Source organism: Pseudomonas fungipugnans (assembly GCF_029955235.1).
Lineage (GTDB): Bacteria > Pseudomonadota > Gammaproteobacteria > Pseudomonadales > Pseudomonadaceae > Aquipseudomonas > Aquipseudomonas fungipugnans.
On sequence record NZ_JARBWL010000001.1, the window covers coordinates 2,865,729 to 2,880,448 of the forward strand.

Here is a 14,720-nt window from a genome sequence, read left to right on the forward strand (position 1 = left end):
ACGCTCTGGGGTATGCTCGATCTCATCTTTTGTAACGCTATTAAGTCGAGCCATGACCCGTCTACTGCGCTACACCGTGCTGGGCCCACTGATTGCTGTCGCAATGATCGGTTTGCTGATCTTCAGCCTGACCTGGCGCCCCGACGCCAAGGAAGTGTTGCCTGTCAGTTGCAGCACCAAGGCCCCGACCCTGGTGCCGGGCCAGGCCTTGAAGGTGATGACCTGGAACGTCCAGTACCTGGCCGGTAAACGCTATGTGTTCTGGTACGACCTGGCCCACGGCACCGATGAAGACCCTACCCCGGAAGACCTGGCCTTCAGCCTCGACGAAGTGGCGCGGGTGATTCGCGACGAACAGCCGGACATCGTGTTGTTGCAGGAACTGGATGACGGCGCCAAGGCCAGCGGCTACCAGAACCAGCTCAAACTGTTGCAGGAACGACTGATCGACCTTTACCCGTGCAGTGCCCATGCCTTCGACTGGAAGGCCGACTTCATACCTGATCCGCATATCTTCGGCAGCGTTGGCCGGCAACTGGCCACGCTGAGCCGTTACCAGATCGAACACGCTGAACGCTTGCAGCTACCGGTCGCCCCGGTCAACGTCATCAGCCGCCAGTTCAAACCGAAAAATGCCTTGTTGGTGACTTATCTGCCACTCAGCGATGGCGGGCAGATTGCGGTGCTCAATACCCATCTGGACCGCGTGACCCAGCCCGACGGCTCGCTGGAGGCGCAGGTGAAGGCGGTAGCCAAAGTGCTTGATAAATACGAGAGTCGGGGCACGCCGTGGTTGATTGGCGGCGACTTCAATCTGTTGCCGCTGGGGCAATACCAGCGCCTGCCCGCCGAGCAGCGAACGCCCTACACCGCTGACAGCGCGTTGCATGTGCTGTGGGACAAGTACCCGATGATCCCGACCAACAATGAAGCCAGTGGTGTGGATCGTGATCAGTGGCTGACCCATTACCCGAACGATCCCGGCCTGAACGGCCCGGATCGCACGGTGGATTACATTTTCTACAGCCCGAGGATCAAACGGGTCGAGGCGATGGTGCGCCAGGACGATACATTGCGGATATCCGATCACCTGCCGGTCATTGCACGGTTTCTGTTGCCGCCTGCGCCTTGACTCATCGGCCGTGTGGAAAGGGGCTGTTGTGGCGAGGGAGCTTGCTCGCCACAGAAACCGTATTGGCTCACAAGTGACTGCAATCAGCCCTAATGCCCCTCCTCCAATTCATCATGCAACAACCCGAATATCTGCCGCTTCATCTCGATAAACGAACGCTCCATCACCATGTCCAGCGTGCGTGGTCGTTCAATCGGCACATCCAGAATCTGCTTGATCCGGCCAGGTTTGGCGCCCATCACATAGACCCGGTCACCCAGCAGGATCGCCTCGTCGATGTCGTGGGTCACGAACAGCACGGTCTTCTTGCTGTTGCCCCAGACCCGCATCAACAACTGCTGCATTTGCAGGCGGGTCTGGCTGTCCAGTGCGCCAAAGGGTTCGTCCATCAGCAGGATTTGCGGGTCGTTGGCCAAGGCCCGGGCAATCGCCACGCGCTGCATCATGCCGCCCGACAGCTGTTTGGCGTAGTTGTCGGCAAACCCCGCGAGGCCCACTTCGTTGACGTAGTAGTCGACGATTTCCTTGCGCCGGGTGGCGGGCATGCCCCGTCGTTTGAGGCCGAACTCGACGTTTTGCCGCACCGTCAGCCACGGGAACAGCGTGTAGCTCTGAAACACCATGCCGCGATCCGCCCCCGGCCCTTCGACTTGCTGGCCGCCGACATAGATTTCCCCCGAGGTCGGCTCGGCGAGACCGGCAGTGAGGTACAACAAACTCGACTTGCCGCAGCCCGACGGCCCCACCAGCACGGCGAACTGCTGGTCCGGCACCTCGAACGACACTTGCTCCAACGCGGTGAATGTGCCGCCATCAGGTTTTTTGTAACGCAGGCTGACCTTGTCCACTTGCAGCCGTGGGGCGCCATGCACCGGAGCGGCCAGCGGCTCGACGAAACGCGGGTTGACGGCGGTTACTGAGCCCATGCGGCAATCCTCAGTCGTAGGAAGCGGAACAGTTGATCGGTGATCAGGCCCAGCAGGCCGATGATCGCGATTGCCAGAAAAATCACATCCACCTGAAAGCCGCGCATGGCCTTGAGGCTCAGATAGCCGAGGCCACTGGAGGCGGCGACCAGCTCGGCGACCACCAGGTACGTCCAGGCCCAGCCCATGGTCACGCGCAGGGTGTCGAGTACCCCCGGCAACGACGCCGGGGCGATCACATGCACCACCGCATCACGACGGCTTGAACCCAAGGTGTAAGAGGCGTTGATCAGATCCTTGGAGATGCCTTTGGACACGTCGGCAATCATCACCAGTTGCTGGAAAAACACGCCGAATATGATCACCGAGACCCGCTGTTCCAGGCCGATGCCGATCCACAGGATGAACAACGGCACGAACGAGGTCACCGGCAGGTAGCGGATGAAATTGACCAACGGTTCGAGGAAGGCCTGGACGATGCGAAAACTGCCCATCAGCAACCCCAGCGGCACCGCCACCAGGGAGGAGATGATAAAACCGACCATCACCACTTCGACGCTGGCCCAGACGTGCACGCCGAGCGTGCCGTCGCGGCCCAGGCGCAGGGCGGCCTCAAGCACCGCCCCCGGTGTCGGCAGGAACATCCCCGGCACGATGCCGCCATAGGACAACCCGGCCCACAGGCCCACCAACAACACCCAGGCCAGCCCGCTGGCGCTCCACACCAACGGCACCGGCAGGCCGGTCTTGGGCGTGAGGCAGCGGCTCAGCCATGAATTGCGCTTGAACATGCTGACCTCCTAGAGCGGGCTGACGAAGCGGTTGTCGATCAGGTCGTCGTTGCTGACGTTGTAGGGTCTGCCCTGCAATTCAGTGGCGGTCTCGTTGGCCAGTTTGATCAGCGGTGCGCTGTCCCCTGGTTTGCCAGGCGAGCCGAGGAGTTTTTCGCTCATGGCCTGATCGTAGAAGCGCACGCCCTTGGCGGCGGCAGCCAGCTCTTTCGGGTCGGCCAGATAGCCGCCGACACCCTTGGCCATGATTTTGTAAGCGTCATCAGGGTGTTCCTGGGTGTACTTCACCGCTTTGTACAGGCCGGCCACCAGTGCCTTGACGTCGGCGGGCTGTTTTTCAATGACCGAACAGTTGAGCGCCACCACGTCGACAATCACTCCCGGCGTACTGCTGCTGTCGATCAAGACCTTGCCCTGCTGCTTGTCGCGGACCATCGACAGGTGCGGTTCCCAGGTCACGGCGGCGGGCACGCGGCCGGCGATGAAAGCGGTGGCGGCATCATCGGCGGTCATGTTTTGCACGGTGATGTCGCTCATTTTCATGCCGTTCTTTTTCAGCAGGTACGACAGCCAGAACTGCGAGGTCGAGCCCTCATTGACCGCCACGGCCTGGCCTTTCAGCTCTTGCAGGCTCTTGACGTCCTTGCCCACCAGCACCCCGTCGCCGCCATGGCTGTCATCCAGCGCGGCCACGGCCTTGAAGCAGAATTGCGGGCGGTACTTGAGCACTTCATCGATGGTCGAGGCCGAGCCCGACAACTCGCCTGACGCCTGGGCAGCCATGTACATCGAGGCCTCTTCGACGACAGGCAACTCGACGGTCAGGCCGTTTTCCTTGAAGTAGCCCAGGTCCTGGGCCAGATACAGCGTGCCGTAGCCGACCCAGGTGGTATGGCCGATGGACAGCGTGCCGGCCTGGGCGCTGGTGGCAACCGTAGCGGCGATGGCGCTGATTGCCAATGGATGAGCGAAGCGGATAAGCAAGGACTTGATCATGGAGCACTCCCAAAGCTGTTGATTTAGTTTTGTAATGGGCAGTACGGCCAGTGGCCTTGGAGCGGGTGCAACCCGAGGTCTCTGATGGACCTTTGGGTGGTCAGCAGGGGCTGACTGGCAAGGTCGATGTTGGCCCAAGCCCGGGATCAGGAAAATGAGGAAATATATGGCTGCGAGTGATGAAAAAGCTTGGTAGGGCGCACTGGGAAAGGGCGGGATTGGCGGGGGTGCACGGGGTGGGTGCAATATCGGAATTGGCTGTGGATGAGCCATAGCTTTCGCGGGCAGGCTCGCTCCCACAGGGGATCGGTGTCGGGCACAAAGTCTGTGGCCGACATAGAAACCAATTTGGGTGTGCAAGGCTTGAGAAATGGGGACTGTTCGATAGCCATCGCGGGCAAGCCCGCTCCCACAGGGGGGTGGTGTCGGGCACGAATTATGCGGTCGACATAGAAACCAATTTGGGGGTGCAAGGCTTGAGAAATGGGGGACTGTTCGATAGCCATCGCGGGCAAGCCCGCTCCCACAGGGGGGTGGTGTCGGGCACAAAGTCTGTGGCCGACAAGAGCCCAATGTGGGGGTGCAAGGCTTGAGAAATGGGGGACTGTTCAATAGCTATCGCGGGCAAGCCCGCTCCCACAGGGGGGTGGTGTCGGGCACGAATTATGCGGTCGACATAGAAACCAATTTGGGGGTGCAAGGCTTGAGAAATGGGGGACTGTTCGATAGCCATCGCGGGCAAGCCCGCTCCCACAGGGGGGTGGTGTCGGGCACAAAGTCTGTGGCCGACAAGAGCCCAATGTGGGGGTGCAAGGCTTGAGAAATGGGGGACTGTTCGATAGCCATCGCGGGCAAGCCCGCTCCCGCAGGGGGGTGGTGTCGGGCACGAATTATGCGGTCGACATAGAAACCAATTTGGGTGTGCAAGGCTTGAGAAATGGGGACTGTTCGATAGCCATCGCGGGCAAGCCCGCTCCCACAGGGGGGGGTGTCGGGCACGAATTATGCGGTCGACATAGAAACCAATTTGGGGGTGCAAGGCTTGAGAAATGGGTGGCTGTTCGATAGCCATCGCGGGCAAGCCCGCTCCCACAGGGGGGGTGGTGTCGGGCACGAATTATGCGGTCGACATAGAAACCAATTTGGGTGTGCAAGGCTTGAGAAATGGGTGGCTGTTCGATAGCTATCGCGGGCTTGCCCGCTCCCACAGGGGGGCGGTGTCGGGCACAAAGTCTGTGGCCGACATAGAGCCCAATGTGGGTGTGCAAGGCTTGAGAAATGGGGGACTGTTCGATAGCTATCGCGGGCAAGCCCGCTCCCACAGGGGGGGCAGTGTCGGGCACAAATCATGTGGCTGACGCAGATCCCTGTGGGAGCGGGCTTGCCCGCGATAAGGTCCGAAGGACCTTCCGGCTATCTCAGAGCCGGCCGTATTCCCTGGCCGTACGATCCAGTGCCTTCAGGGTCTTGCCCACCAGTTCGTCAATCTCCTCCCGGCTGGCAATCAACGCCGGCGCCATGATCATCCGCCCCAGCGTCGAACGCACAATCACTCCCTCTTCGAAGCCAATCGTTCGGCAGCGCCAGGCGATGTCATTTTCATTGGCAAAGCGCTTGCGGCTGGCCTTGTCCTCGGCCAGTTGCAGCGCCGCAACCATGCCCACGCCCTGAATATCGCCCACCAGCGGATGGTTGCCGAACACTTCGCGCAAGCACTGTTGCAGGTACGGGCCGATGTCGTCCTTGACCCGTGTCACCACGCCCTCGTCGCGCAACGCCTTGAGGTTGGCAATCGCCACCGCCGCCGCCACCGGGTGCCCGGAATAGGTCAGGCCGTGGGCGAACACCCCGCCCTGCTCCACCAGCACCTGAGCCATTTTCTTCGACAGGATCAGCCCGCCCATGGGGATGTACCCGGAGGTCAGGCCCTTGGCGATGGACAAGGTGTCCGGCTCGAAACCGAAGTGCTCGTGGGCAAACCATTCGCCGGTACGCCCGAAACCGCCGATCACTTCGTCGGCACACAGCAGTACGTCGTATTGGCGGCAGATACGCTGGATTTCCGGCCAGTAGCTGTCTGGCGGGAAAATCATCCCGCCAGCGCCCTGGAACGGTTCGGCGATAAAGCCTGCGACCTTGTCGGCGCCCAGTTCCAGAATTTTCGTTTCCAGTTGCTGCGCTGCCCGCAGGCCAAATTCGGCGGGCGTCAGATTGCCTTCGTGGGCGAAGAAATATGGCTCATCGATGTGCTCGATGTCGGGGATCATGCCGCCCATCTCGTGCATGAATTTCATGCCGCCGAGCGCCGTCGCCGCCAGGGTCGAGCCGTGATAGCCGTTCCAGCGCCCGATCATGATTTTCTTCTCGGGCTTGCCGAGCACCTGCCAGTAACGGCGCACGGTGCGGATCAGCACTTCGTTGGCTTCGGAGCCGGAGTTGGTGTAGATCGCATGGCTGTAGTGCCCCGGCAACAGGCTGAACAGCAGCTCCGACAGCTCGATCACCTGCGGGTGAGTGGTGTGGAAAAACATGTTGTAGTACGGCAACTGCTCAAGCTGGCGGGTCGCTGCCGCCGCCAGGTCCTGGCGACCGTAGCCCAGGTTGGTGCACCACAAGCCGGACATGCCATCCAGATAACGCCGGCCGTCGTTGTCCCACAGGTGCAGGCGTTCGCCACGGACCATCACCCGGGGCCCTTCGTCGTTGAGGGCCTTTTGATCGACGAACGCATGGATGTGGTGTGCAGCATCGGCGGCCTGATAATCGCGGGTTTCACGGGGGGTGGTCATCGCCAGTTCTCCTTGTTGTTGTGAGCGCCTGTTATCAGCGCAATTGGAACCAGGTGGTTTTCAGCTGAGTGTATTTATCGAACGAGTGCAGCGACAGATCGCGACCAAAACCGGACTGCTTGCTGCCACCGAACGGCACGGTCACGTCCAGCGCATCGACGCTGTTGACCGACACCGTGCCCGCTCGCAATTGCCGCGCCACGCGGTGGGCGCGATTGAAGTCCTCGGTCCACAGCGACGCCGCCAGGCCATAGACGCTGTCGTTGGCCAGTCGCAAGGCGTGGGCTTCGTCATCGAACGCCGTGACCGCAAGCACCGGGCCGAACACTTCGTCGCGAAACAGCGGCATGTCCGGGCGCACGCCAGTAAAAATCGTTGGCTGGATAAAGTTGTCGCTGCCGTTGAAGATCGACTGCCCACCGCCGCAAATCCGCGTCGCGCCCAAAGATTCGGCGCTGCGGATGAATTGCAGGATGCGGGCCGTCTGGCGGCTGTCGACAATGGCCCCGGCGCGGCTCGACGGGTCCAGCGGATCGCCCGGCTGCCAGCGCTCGGCCTGCACCTTGAGGCGCTCGACAAACGCGTCATGAATCGAACGTTCAACCAGCAATCGCGAGTTGGCCGAACAGACTTCGCCCTGATTGAAGAAAATCCCGAAGGCGGCTTTTTCGGCGGCCAGATCCAGATCCTCGCAATCGGCGAACACCAGATTCGCGCTCTTGCCGCCGCACTCCAGCCACACCTGCTTGAGGTTCGATTGCGCCGAGTACTGCATGAAATACTTGCCGACTTCGGTGGAGCCGGTGAACACCAGGCAATCGACGTCCGGGTGCAAACCGAGCGCCTTGCCCGTCTGCTCGCCCAATCCCGGCAGCACATTCAGCACACCCGGTGGCAGGCCGGCTTCCAGCGCCAGCTCGGCCAGGCGCAAGGCAGAAAACGGTGACTGCTCGGCAGGTTTGAGAATCACCGAATTACCGGCCGCGAGGGCCGGCGCGAGCTTCCAGGCGGCCATGTCCAGCGGGAAATTCCATGGAACCACGGCGGCAACCACCCCCAGAGCTTCGCGGGTGATGGTGGCCAGCACGTTCGCGGCACTGGGGGCGATCTGGTCGTAGCGCTTGTCGAGGCTCTCGGCGTACCAGCGAAACACCCCGGTGGCGCCCGGCACGTCGATGTTGTAGGCGTCCATCACCGGTTTGCCCATGTTCAGCGAGTCGAGCAGCGCCAGCTCTTCGCGATGGGCCATCAGCAGGTCCGCCAGGCGCAGCAGCACCTGCTTGCGCTCTGTTGGCGAACGCGCAGACCAGCTGCCGGCCTCGAACACCTGCCGCGCGTTGCGCACCGCCGCGTCCACGTCCGCCTCGCCACACGCTGCCACGTTGGCCAAGCGCTGGCCGGTAGCGGGGTTGATCGCGGCAAACGTCTGCCCCGACTGCGCCGCACAGGGTTTGCCGTCAATCAGCGCCTGATCGGGAAACTTCAACGCAGCGGCCTGGCGCTGCCAATATGCAAGCTCGAACACGTTCCGGCACTCCTTTGGCTTTGTTGTGCAATCGATGGTGGCCCAGGCCCGCGTACGGGAAAAATAGTAAAAATGTCTTCGCAGACCATGAAAAAACTGGGCAGCCAGGTTCCCCAGTCGAGGCGCATGTGGTTATTGTTCAGGCACAACAACACCGTCGTCAGAACGGATGCGGGCGGCGCGCAAATTGCCTGGATGTTCATTCCATCCAACCCTGAGGTTTGTCGTGGCCGCTTACAACTTGCGTCAATTGAAGTACTTCATCACCACCGTCGAATGCGGCAGCGTCGCCGAGGCCTCGCGCAAGCTGTACATCGCCCAGCCGGCCATCTCCACGGCAATCAAGGGACTGGAAGACAGCTTCGGTGTGCAACTGCTGATTCGCCATCACGCCCAGGGCGTTTCCCTGACCCCCAGTGGTGCGCGCTTCTACCGCAAGGCCCAGGAACTGCTGCGCATGGCCAAGGAGTTCGAACAGAACGCCCTGGCTGACAACGACATCGTGGCCGGGCAGATTGATATCGGCTGCTTCGAAACCGTCGCACCGCTGTACTTGCCACAGTTGATCGCCGGGTTCTCGGCGCTGTATCCGGGGGTGGGCATCCGCATTCGCGACGGCGAACAGCAGGAATTGGTGCAAGGCCTGACCGCGGGCACCTTCGACCTGGCGATCCTGTATGAACACGACCTCGACGCCACCATCCAGACCGAACCGTTGATGCCGGCGCAACAGCCGTACGCGTTGCTGCCGGCGGATCACCGCTTTGCCCAGCTCAAACAGGTGTCGCTGCGTGATCTGTGCCTGGAGCCAATGATTCTGCTGGACGTGCAACCGAGCCGGACTTACTTCGTCAGCCTGTTTGAAGAGCTGGGCCTGACCCCGCACATTGCCTTCAGCTCGCCGTCGATCGAGATGGTACGGGGCATGGTCGGGCAAGGCTTCGGCTTCTCGATCCTGGTCACCCGCCCGCACTCGGAGTGCACCTATGACGGCAAGAAAGTAGTGTGCGTGGACATTGTCGAGGACGTTACCGGATCAGGGCTGGTGGCGGCGTGGCTCAAGCGCGGGCAACTGACCAAACCGGCGCAGTTGTTTGCCGATTATTGTCGGGAGCAGTTGACGGCCAGGGCCGAGCGATCCAACCAGGCCACATAACAATTTTTCAGCTTATACACAGAACCTGTGAGAGCGGGCTTGCTCGCGAAGAGGGCGTATCAGTCGCCGTTGATGTCGTCTGACACATCTTTTTCGCGAGCAAGCCCGCTCCCACAGATTTTGTGTTCACGGCTTATTTGCGGGGTTTGATCCGTGCAGTGGCTTCGGCGACCAGCGGATCATCCGGCCAGTAATGCTTGGGATAGCGGCCCTTGAGGTCCTTCTTCACCTCGGCATAGGTGCTGCGCCAGAAGTTCGCCAGGTCCTGGGTCACCTGCACTGGTCGCCGCGCCGGGGACAGCAGGTGCAACTTGACCACTTGCCGGCCACCGGCAATGCGCGGGGTTTCGGCCAGGCCGAACAGCTCTTGCAGGCGCACCGCCAGAATCGGTGGTTGCTCGCTGTAGTCCAGACGAATCGAGGAACCCGACGGCACGCTCAAATGATGCGGCGCCAGTTCATCCAGGCGTTGCGGCAGCGGCCACGGCAACAGGTTATGCACAATGCTCGACAGATCCAGATGGGCAAAATGACTGAGCCGCGAAACTTTGCCCAGATAGGGCATCAACCAGTGTTCGAGGCTTTTCAATAACGCCGCATCGCTGACATCCGGCCATTCACTCTCACCCTTGCCAGCAAGGTCCAGTTGCCGCAACAACGCCACCCGTGCCTGCCACTGGCGCAGTTCCGGGGTCCATGGCAACAGCTCCAGGCCCTTGCGCCGTACCAGATTCACCAACGCCTGGCTGCGCGCGGTTTCGTCGAGGCCGGTCAGCGGTTCGCGGCTGAGGATCAGTTCACCCACCTTGCGCTGACGTTCGGCACGCAACACGCCCTCACGTTCGTCCCAGTCCAGTTGATCGACACAACGTACCTGCTCGGCCAGCACCGAATCGAACAGCGCCGGATCGAAATCCGCCGCCAGGTAAATCCGTTCCTCGCGCTGGCCCTGGCGACTGCCCAGATCGGCGATTACCAGCCACGGCTGTTTCATCAGACTGTCGGCTTCTGCGAACAAGGCTGCGCGACCGTTGGCCAGGCGATACTCGGCACCACCGGCTCGACGCTGTTGAGCAACGCGATCCGGGTAGGCCAGCGCCAACAACGCACCGAGCCAGCGCGGGTGATCGGGATCGCCGACCGGCTCCGATGCTTGACCGCGCAGGTAACCGCGATACTGCCGCGCCAGTTGCCGGGCCCGTTGCACACTGCCCTGAGCCCCGCGAGCCGCTCTTTCTTCACCGGACAACAACACCAGTCGGCTGTGCAGATCGGCGCCAGCGCCGCGCAAGATATCGCGCTCGCCGAGCAGCGCCGCGACATTGCACGCCATGTCCGCCAAGCCCAGCGCCTGACCGCGCAGCAGCAAATGACCAATGCGCGGGTGGGCCGGCAGTTCGGCCATGGCCTGGCCGTGTCGGGTCAGGGTTTCGCCGTCGAGCGCGCCGAGTCGTTCGAGCAAGTCCTGGGCCTGTGCATAAGCAGCAGCCGGCGGAATATCCAGCCACACCAGTTGCCCCGGTGTCACGCCCCAGCGACCGAGCTGCAAGGCCAGCCCGGCCAGATCCGCCGACAGAATTTCTGCGCTCGCATAGGCCGCCAGTTGCTCGTGCTGATCCTGCGACCACAGGCGATAACACACACCGGGCTCCAGTCGCCCGGCCCGGCCGGCGCGCTGAGTGGCGCTGGCCTTGGAGATCCGCTGCGTGTCGAGGCGAGCCATGCCACTGCCGGGGTCGAAACGCGGCACCCGCGCCAGCCCGGCGTCGATCACCACGCGCACGCCATTGATGGTCAGGCTGGTCTCGGCAATGTTGGTGGCCAGCACCACTTTGCGCTTGCCCGCCGGGGCCGGATCAATCGCGGCGCGCTGGGCGGCCAGATCGAGTTCGCCGTGCAACGGGCAAAGCAACACATTGCTGCTGTCACCCAGCGCATCGGCCAGTTGTTGATGCACCCGCCGGATTTCCGCCTGCCCCGGCAGGAACACCAGAAGGCTGCCGGTTTCATCGTTAAGGGCTTCGAGGATAGTCTGCACCAGCCGGGGCTCGATGAATTCACCGGGCTGAAACGGCCGCCCCCAACGCATGGCCACCGGGTACATGCGGCCTTCGCTGCGCAGGATCGGCGCGTCATCGAGCAGACTGGCCAGGCGTTCGCCTTCCAGTGTGGCCGACATCAGCAGGATTTTCAGCGGTTGGTCGTCACGGAACAGCTCGCGCCCGTTGAGGCTCAGGGCCAGTGCCAGATCGGCGTCGAGGCTGCGTTCATGGAATTCGTCGAAGATCAGCAAGCCGACGCCTTCGAGCGCCGGATCATCCTGCAAGCGCCGGGTGAGGATGCCTTCGGTGACCACTTCGATGCGGGTGTTCGGCCCGACTTTGCTGTCCAGTCGGATGCGATAGCCAACCGTCTCGCCGACTTTCTCACCCAGCTCGCTGGCCAACCGCTCCGCTGCCGCCCGCGCTGCCAGCCGGCGCGGTTCGAGCATCAGAATGGTCTGCCCGGCCAGCCACGCCTCATTGAGCAAAGCCAGGGGCACGCGGGTGGTTTTACCGGCGCCGGGCGGTGCTTCGAGCACGGCTTCGTGACGTGTCGCGAGGGCTTCACGCAGGGCGGGTAAAACTTCATCAATCGGCAAAGAAATCATGCTGGCTCCAAAACAGAGCGGCGAGTATAACGGCGAACTGCTTGGTGTTTGTCACGGTCCTACTGTTAGGCACAAGCCCGCTCCCACAGGGGGATTGCATTTGACCGATAAAGATTATTCAACGCCCATCGTTTTCGAGATGACTCAGGAGATTTCCCCATGCGTGTTCCCTTTCGCCTGATTGGCGGTGTTTTGGTCGCCACCCTGCTGACCCAGATCACCGCGTGCGGTTCGATTTTCTACCCGGATCGCCGTGGCCAGATTGACGGCAAGGTTGACCCGGCCATCGCGGTGCTCGATGCCGTCGGCCTGCTGTTCTACATCATCCCCGGTCTGGTCGCCTTTGCCGTGGACTTCGCCACCGGGGCGATTTATTTCGAGCCGGGCCACACCGCGCAGGTAGCACCAGAGAAACTCAAGGAAGCGATCGGCGCCGATGGCAAGGTCGATAACCACAAGTTGCAGGCTATTCTCCAAAGCGAACTGGGCCGCAATCTCCCGCTCGATGACCCACGTCTGATCCAGTACAAAGGCAGCACCCAGCAACTGGCCATGTTCGGCCTCAAACCTGCCGTTTAAAGGAACGCTCTGTTATGACCACCAGCCCCGAACACGCCCGCCTGCTGCGGTTGGCGACCCGTGCCTCTGTGGCCGTGGCGTGTACGCTGATCGTCGCCAAGGCCATCGCCTGGTGGCTGAGCGGTTCGGTGAGCATGCTCGCCGGCCTGACCGACTCGGCGCTCGACGGCATCACCTCGCTGCTCAATCTGCTGGCGGTGCATTACGCCCTGCGCCCGGCCGACGACGATCACCGTTACGGCCACGGCAAGGCCGAATCGCTGTCGGGCATGGCTCAGGCCTTGTTCATTGGTGGCAGTGCGGTGTTGATCGCGTTGCAGGCGATTGAACGGCTCAAACACCCGGAACCGGTCGGCGCACCGTGGATCAGCATCGGGGTGATCATCTTTTCCCTGGGCCTGACGCTGGCGCTGTTGATACTGCAACATCGGGTGATTCGCGAAACCGGCTCCAACGCGGTGCGTGCCGATTCCCTGCACTACCGCTCGGACATGATGCTCAACGGCAGCATTCTGGTGGCGCTGGTGCTGGCCGGGTTCGGCTGGCATCAGCTGGATGCGTGGTTCGGCCTGGGGATTGCCGCTTACATTCTCTGGAGCGCGGTGCAGATCGCCCGGGAAAGTTTTGCGGTGCTGATGGACGAGGAACTGCCGACGGATGTCAGCGAGCGCATGATGGAACTGGCCTGTGGCGTACCGGGCGTGCTCGGGGCTCACGACCTGCGCACGCGGATTTCCGGCAGTCACTGGTTCGTGCAATTGCACCTGGAGTTGCCAGGGGAACTGACGCTGTCAGTGGCGCATGGCATCAGCGATCAGGTCGCTGACGCCATTCACGCCGCCTACCCGCGAGCCGAAGTGCTGGTGCACGCCGACCCGCAGGAAGCGGTGTTAAGCGCCAGGGCTCAGTAAGTCACCTGATAACCGCGACTGGCCAGGCAGTTGCCCTCGGCCTGGCGGTACGATTGCACCACCGACGGGTCCGGCTGATAGGTGACGGCTCGTGGATCGAAGCCGGTTTGCTGCGTAGCCCAGCGCGAGCAATCTGCACCGTCTTGCGCAACCTGTTGCGGCGACTGACCATTGGCCGGATAGGCCACGACGTCATAACCATTGCTGGCTGGCTGGGGTTGCGGCTCCGGAGCGCCCACGGGTGGCTCTACGACTACGTAGTCCTGGGTGCTTTCTTCGTAGGCGTAATACGAGCCCGCTGCGAGGAACAACAGTGCCCCCCCGACCCACACTTCGCGAGCGTAGTCAGGCATGTAGTGCACACGAATGCCGCGCGGCGGCGCGACCACCACATAACGCGGGCCTTGCGGGCGATACCAGTAGCCGCCGGAGAAGAAGTAATCCTGGCCACGATAAGGCACGCGGAAGTTGCGATCCGGGAAGCGATCGATCACCTGACCGGGACGGTACTGCGGACCTGCTCCCCAGCCATTGCCGTGTCCGTCCGGGCGACCCGGCCAGCGACGATCATCGGGATGTGAGCCCGGACCACCCGCCTGCCAGTGCTGGTTGTAATTGTTGCGCTGCGGCTCGTCCTTGTAATAACCACGCCGGGGCTCCTGGGTCTGTTGCACCGTGTCGGGACGACCCTGGATCGGCAGATTGGCAGCCGGTTGAGCCGGACGACTTGGAACATTGGGCTGTTGAGCCGGACGGTTCTGGCCGTTGTGCTCGAACTGGCGGCTGTTCTCCCCGCGAATGATCTCGTTATTCTGCGGACGCGGCTGATTGTTCGGTTGCGGCGCATTCTGCGGATGCGCCTGGTTATTGCCGCCATGCCCCTCATTGTTACCACGGTGTTCCTCACCGCGCTGCCCACCTTCGGGCCCACGGTTCTGCGGCTCATCGGCGAGCGCTTGCGCACTGACACTTACACACAGCAAACCAACACCGGCCAAACGCCAGATGCGCGACTTCATGCTTTTCCTCACTGCGGATTAGGGCCTATACGTAAGACTGAAAAAGCACAGGCCGGTTCTGCCACAGGTTATCAGTCGCGCAACTTATTTCGCAGGCAATAAAAAGGGGAGACCCGTCGGCCTCCCCTTGAGAACTTCGTCCGTGCTCGACGCTTTTGACGTCGGCTCACCTCACGCCGTCTTGTGGACAGTGTGTAGCTCGGGGGCCGGCTCAGCCCCTGTGGGGGGTGGCGACCGCAGCTGGCC

At 62.1% G+C, this 14,720-nt stretch carries 11 protein-coding genes; 4 read left to right on the forward strand and 7 right to left on the reverse strand.

Annotated features, from left to right (window positions below; genetic code table 11):
• Nucleotides 1–52: 52 nt before the first annotated feature.
• Nucleotides 53–1,132 (forward strand): endonuclease/exonuclease/phosphatase family protein, encoded by a 1,080-nt coding sequence (locus POF45_RS11990; protein WP_259496820.1) that lies wholly within the window; start codon nucleotides 53–55, stop codon nucleotides 1,130–1,132.
• An 89-nt stretch (nucleotides 1,133–1,221) separates the two neighbouring features.
• On the opposite strand, the gene POF45_RS11995 is transcribed toward POF45_RS11990, so the two are convergent.
• From POF45_RS11995 to POF45_RS12015, 5 genes are all read right to left on the reverse strand, one after another.
• Nucleotides 1,222–2,058, reverse strand: a complete 837-nt coding sequence (locus POF45_RS11995) for an ABC transporter ATP-binding protein (protein ID WP_282315741.1) — start codon at nucleotides 2,056–2,058, stop codon at nucleotides 1,222–1,224.
• Nucleotides 2,046–2,849, reverse strand: coding sequence for an ABC transporter permease (locus tag POF45_RS12000; protein WP_282315742.1), 804 nt, complete (start codon nucleotides 2,847–2,849; stop codon nucleotides 2,046–2,048). The genes POF45_RS11995 and POF45_RS12000 overlap by 13 nt, the downstream gene beginning before the upstream one ends.
• 9 nt (nucleotides 2,850–2,858) lie before the next feature.
• Nucleotides 2,859–3,845, reverse strand: coding sequence for an ABC transporter substrate-binding protein (locus tag POF45_RS12005; RefSeq protein WP_282315743.1), 987 nt, complete (start codon nucleotides 3,843–3,845; stop codon nucleotides 2,859–2,861).
• A 1,418-nt stretch (nucleotides 3,846–5,263) separates the two neighbouring features.
• Nucleotides 5,264–6,634: an aspartate aminotransferase family protein gene (locus POF45_RS12010; protein ID WP_259496825.1), complete on the reverse strand. Its 1,371-nt coding sequence runs from the start codon at nucleotides 6,632–6,634 to the stop codon at nucleotides 5,264–5,266.
• A 34-nt stretch (nucleotides 6,635–6,668) separates the two neighbouring features.
• The gene (locus POF45_RS12015) at nucleotides 6,669–8,159 is read right to left on the reverse strand and encodes an aldehyde dehydrogenase (RefSeq protein ID WP_282315744.1); all 1,491 of its coding nucleotides are present in this window, start codon (nucleotides 8,157–8,159) and stop codon (nucleotides 6,669–6,671) included.
• Between the two features lie 226 nt (nucleotides 8,160–8,385).
• Here POF45_RS12015 and POF45_RS12020 point away from each other — a divergent pair, with 226 nt between their 5' ends.
• Nucleotides 8,386–9,315 (forward strand): LysR substrate-binding domain-containing protein, encoded by a 930-nt coding sequence (locus POF45_RS12020; RefSeq protein ID WP_259496829.1) that lies wholly within the window; start codon nucleotides 8,386–8,388, stop codon nucleotides 9,313–9,315.
• A 133-nt stretch (nucleotides 9,316–9,448) separates the two neighbouring features.
• Here the strand turns inward: POF45_RS12020 and hrpB are convergent, their stop codons facing one another.
• Nucleotides 9,449–11,965 (reverse strand): ATP-dependent helicase HrpB, encoded by a 2,517-nt coding sequence (gene hrpB, locus POF45_RS12025; protein ID WP_259496831.1) that lies wholly within the window; start codon nucleotides 11,963–11,965, stop codon nucleotides 9,449–9,451.
• Between the two features lie 159 nt (nucleotides 11,966–12,124).
• Here hrpB and POF45_RS12030 point away from each other — a divergent pair, with 159 nt between their 5' ends.
• Together POF45_RS12030 and POF45_RS12035 are read left to right on the forward strand one after the other, a co-directional pair.
• Entirely contained in the window at nucleotides 12,125–12,544 is a 420-nt protein-coding gene (locus tag POF45_RS12030; protein WP_259496832.1) for a polyribonucleotide nucleotidyltransferase, read from the forward strand.
• 14 nt (nucleotides 12,545–12,558) lie between these two features.
• Nucleotides 12,559–13,455: a cation diffusion facilitator family transporter gene (locus POF45_RS12035; protein WP_259496833.1), complete on the forward strand. Its 897-nt coding sequence runs from the start codon at nucleotides 12,559–12,561 to the stop codon at nucleotides 13,453–13,455.
• On the opposite strand, the gene POF45_RS12040 is transcribed toward POF45_RS12035, so the two are convergent.
• Entirely contained in the window at nucleotides 13,449–14,474 is a 1,026-nt protein-coding gene (locus POF45_RS12040) for a DUF6515 family protein (RefSeq protein ID WP_282315745.1), read from the reverse strand. The genes POF45_RS12035 and POF45_RS12040 overlap by 7 nt on opposite strands.
• Nucleotides 14,475–14,720 lie beyond the last annotated feature (246 nt).